Raw genomic sequence first — 2,321 nt, 5'->3', positions numbered from 1 at the left:
AGCCTGCGCACCCCGCAGGACGCCATTGCCTATCCGCCCAAGGTGGTGGCCGAGGCGTCCCTGGTTGGCTACGTTAACCTGTTCACCACACGCTCACGCGTGTCCGCAGAAGAACTGGCGGCGCAACCACCGGCCACGAGCTGGTACGAAGGCCTGGTGCGTGAACAGCAGATGATCCTGGCCGGACCCTCGCGCTTTTCAGACCGTTACCTCAACTCGCTGCTGATCGGCTTTGGTTCGACCTTGCTGTCGGTGGTGCTGGGCACGCTGGCGGCCTATGCGTTTTCGCGCTTTCGGGTGCCGGGCAAGGACGACTGGCTGTTCTTCATCCTGTCCACCCGGATGATGCCGCCGATCGCGGTGGCCATTCCGATCTACCTGATGTTTCGCCACCTGGGGCTCAACGACACCCACCTGGGCCTGATCTTGCTGTACACCGTCGTGAACCTGTCGCTTGCGGTGTGGCTGCTCAAGGGCTTTATGGATGAAATCCCGCGCGAGTACGAGGAGGCGGCCATGGTGGACGGCTACACGCGTTGGCAGGCCTTCCTGAAGGTCGTGCTGCCGCAGGCGGCCACCGGCATCGCCACCACCTCGATCTTCTGTCTGATCTTCGCCTGGAACGAGTACGCGTTCGCGCTGCTGCTCACCAGTGGCACGGCGCAGACCTCGCCACCTTTCATCCCCACCATCATCGGTGAAGGCGGTCTCGACTGGCCCGCCATGGCGGCCGGCACGACGCTGTTCCTGCTGCCGGTGCTGGTGTTCACCGTGTTGCTGCGCAAGCACCTGCTGCGCGGCGTGACCTTCGGAGCCATTCGAAAATGAAGTCCCGCAAATCCCCCCGCTGGCTGCGCCGCGCGCCCTGGGAACGTGGCACCGCCACTCTGATCGGCCTGGGCCTGGTGATGTTGATGCAGCCCTGGTCCATCGAGGTCTACAGCTATGCCTTCACGGTGCTGCTGGCCGGCGTGATCGGCTATTCCATCGCCGGCAAACTGCCGCAAGGAAGGCCCACCCCCGAAGCGCCTTCGGCGCCCGGCACCGTCGCCAGAGGCGGCGGTTCTTCGGAGCCGTCCAAGCCTGCGCAGGCAGGCTTGGAGCCGCGGCCCTCAGCCCCTCAAGGGGGCGCCACCAGCGGCCCGGCAAAGCCGGTTCCGCGGTGGCCCGCGCATGCGCCCGCTGCACCGCGCCAGGAGCTGAACCATGAGTGAAATCCGAATCCAGAACCTGCAGAAGCGCTTTGCCGACTTCACCGCAGTGCGCGGCTCCTCGCTGGTGCTCGAAAGCGGCAAGTTCGTCGTGCTACTCGGCCCCTCGGGCTGCGGCAAGACGACCACGCTGCGGATGATCGCCGGCCTGGAGTACCCCACGGGCGGCAGCATCACGCTGGACGACCAGGACGTTACATATCTCAGGCCGCGCGAGCGCGATATTGCGATGGTGTTTCAGTTGTTCGCGCTCTATCCTCACATGGGGGTGCGCGGCAACCTGGAGTTCCCGCTGCGCAATGAGGGCGTGCCGCGCGCCGAGATAAACCGACGCGTCAATGAAGTCGCCGCCATCCTGCGTATCGAACACCTGCTGGGGTCGCGGGTCACCGGCCTGGCCGGTGGCGACCGGCAGCGCGTGGCGCTGGGCCGCGCCATCGTGCGCCAGCCCAAGGCCTTTCTGATGGACGAGCCGCTGGGCACGCTGGACGCCGAATTCCGGGAACTGATGTGCGTGGAACTGCGCAGGCTGCACGACCGGCTGAAGACCACCACCGTGTTCGTTACCCATGACCAGAACGAGGCGATGGCGCTGGCCGACCACATCGTGGTGATGAACGAGGGCGAGATCCTCCAGGCCGACGACCCGCACGGCATCTACAGCTTTCCCTCCTGTCTGTTTGTGGCGCGATTCATCGGCCGCCCGCCGATGAACCTGCTCAAAGTCGATGCGCCCGTGGTCCGCGGCGACACCGGTGTGCGGGTGGCGAGAGGAACTATTGATGTGCCCGCGGTCGAAGCTCCTTCCCCGTCAGTACTGCTGGGCGTGCGACCCGAACACGTGCGCCTGCGGGCGCCAGGCGAGGGCAGCCTGAGTGGTCGCGTGCAGCACGTCGAGTACTTCGGCTCGCACTGGGTCGCCGAGGTGCAAACCGATGCGGGGCCGCTGAAAGTGCTGGCCGACAAGTCTGTACGGCCGGTCTTGCAAGAGCAGGTCGGCCTCGCCTTCGACACCCAACGGGTGGTGCTTTTCGACGCGGCCACTGAACGCTTGCTGCCCAGCGCCACCACTATCGCCCACCAACCGAGTATGCGCCATGGCTAGTATTT

At 65.6% G+C, this 2,321-nt stretch carries 3 protein-coding genes; all 3 read left to right on the top strand.

Annotated features, from left to right (window positions below; translation table 11 throughout):
* Positions 1–828, top strand: an 828-nt coding sequence (locus V6M63_RS08010; RefSeq protein ID WP_332741061.1) for a carbohydrate ABC transporter permease, incomplete at its 5' end; no start/stop codon positions are given.
* On the top strand, positions 825–1,214 hold the full coding sequence (locus V6M63_RS08005; RefSeq protein WP_332741060.1) for a hypothetical protein: 390 nt from the start codon (positions 825–827) through the stop codon (positions 1,212–1,214). The genes V6M63_RS08010 and V6M63_RS08005, both read left to right, overlap by 4 nt.
* Positions 1,207–2,316: an ABC transporter ATP-binding protein gene (locus V6M63_RS08000; RefSeq protein WP_332741059.1), complete on the top strand. Its 1,110-nt coding sequence runs from the start codon at positions 1,207–1,209 to the stop codon at positions 2,314–2,316. The genes V6M63_RS08005 and V6M63_RS08000 overlap by 8 nt, the downstream gene beginning before the upstream one ends.
* The last annotated feature ends 5 nt before the right edge of the window (positions 2,317–2,321 follow it).

Origin of the sequence: Hydrogenophaga sp. (assembly GCF_036675665.1) — a bacterium.
Taxonomy (GTDB): Bacteria; Pseudomonadota; Gammaproteobacteria; order Burkholderiales; family Burkholderiaceae_C; genus Hydrogenophaga.
This window is presented reverse-complemented; position numbering and strand designations above follow the sequence as displayed.